The organism is Francisella philomiragia subsp. philomiragia ATCC 25015, assembly GCF_000156715.1.
Classification (GTDB): Bacteria; Pseudomonadota; Gammaproteobacteria; order Francisellales; family Francisellaceae; genus Francisella; species Francisella philomiragia.
In genome coordinates this window covers 1-1,690 of sequence record NZ_DS999309.1, presented here as the reverse complement: position 1 = coordinate 1,690, position 1,690 = coordinate 1, and the positions used below count along the sequence as shown (strand labels likewise).

The window sequence follows — 1,690 nt, the reverse complement described above, 5'->3', positions numbered from 1 at the left end:
CTATTGGTCTGTATAAAAGTCTTTACAATATGGAGTGTTAGTTAGACTTATGGATTTTTAAAAGTCTATCAATAATTATTATTTGCAAATTTGTAATTTACATTACTATAATCTATAATTAATCTTTAATAATTTAAAAAAAAGGGAATATGAAATTGAAGTTAAGAAGTAAAGTATTATCAGGTATGGGTTTTGTGGGCTTGTTGTGTACAACAAGTATAGTATAAATAATGTTTAAGTCTTAGTAAGTGAATGATTATTGCAAATAACTACACGAGACTGTTTTGGAACGAGTATCAGATAGATCCTAGTAGAAGTGATTATAATATTATATTTGACCAGACGATCTCTGGTGATTTAGACATTGCTAGACTATCCAATGCTCTTACAAGAGTAATTAAAAATAATGTAATCCTTAATAGTCATTTAGTAGAAATAGAATCTAAGCTATATTGGCAGCAAAATCAAATTATAAAAGAACTTGAAGTTTTTGATAATACTGATAATCAGTATGATTATGTTAGTAAGGCATTCTTACTTGATACAGATCCTTTATATCGTTTTGGTTTGTTTAAGAGGGGTGATGGTAAATATGATTTAATCATGGTATTACATCATGCGATAATAGATGGTAGTGTTTTTGATGAGTTTATTACAACAGTAGGTGATTATTATAATTGTGATGACTGTACACTAGAGCAGTTACGACTAGATATACAAGCTACTCAAATCGCTCAGCTTAATCAAAAACTTATTAAAGAAGTTGAAAATATAACCGAATTAGATTTAAAGAATAAGTATTGGTCTAAAAAATTAGCATCGCTACCACCTATTACTGAAATTCCATATATTGGAGGCTTAGGATCATATTCAGTCAGTGAGTATCGCTTTGATATAAAGTTAGATTCCAATATTAATGACTTTATTAAATCTAAAAAAGTAACATTATTTACTTTATTTAGTCAAGTATTTGCTGTTTTACTTAATAAATATACAAATCAAACTCATGTGGCATTAACGTACCCAATAGCTATATCACAAGCAAAAGAGCTTAAATATGGAGCTAATATAAATACTCTTATTTCAGCAGTTTGTTTTGATACAGGTACAACTTTTGATAGTTTGCTAGATACTGCGATTAGAGATATTCAGTCATTTAATACAGGAGCTGAAAAATATAGTAGGCTACCAATTGTGAGGATAATTCAGCAATCACCAATAAAGCTGTTAGATATTAGTTTTGCTCAAACTAACCTAAAAGATTATACATTAAGTTTTAATGATTGTTGTTTGAGTGTTAATCATCGCTATAACATAGATATCGCTGGAGCGAAGCTTGTTTTAGAATATCAGCAAGCAGCAGATGTTTGTAACTTTAGGATTAAGTACAGAGAAGATTTATTTTCTTTAGAATATATTTGGCAGATAGCAAATAGCTATATAGTTTTACTTGAGAGTTTAATTAATAATAGTCATAAACAAATATCAGAAGTTTTAGCACTATCACAACAAGACTACCAAACGATAGTTTATGACTGGAACCAGACGGATAGTGAATATCCTAGAGATAAGACGATATATGAGCTATTTGAAGAACAAGTAAAACAAAATCCGAATAATATTGCATTAGTATTTGAAGATAAGCAATTAACGTATCAAGAACTTAACAATAAATCAAACCAGTTAGCAA

The 1,690-nt window shown here is 28.8% G+C and carries 1 protein-coding gene; it reads left to right on the top strand.

Annotated features, from left to right (window positions below):
- Window positions 1–252: 252 nt before the first annotated feature.
- A partial coding sequence (locus FTPG_RS09520) for a condensation domain-containing protein (RefSeq protein ID WP_004286350.1) occupies window positions 253–1,690 on the top strand: 1,438 nt, incomplete at its 3' end.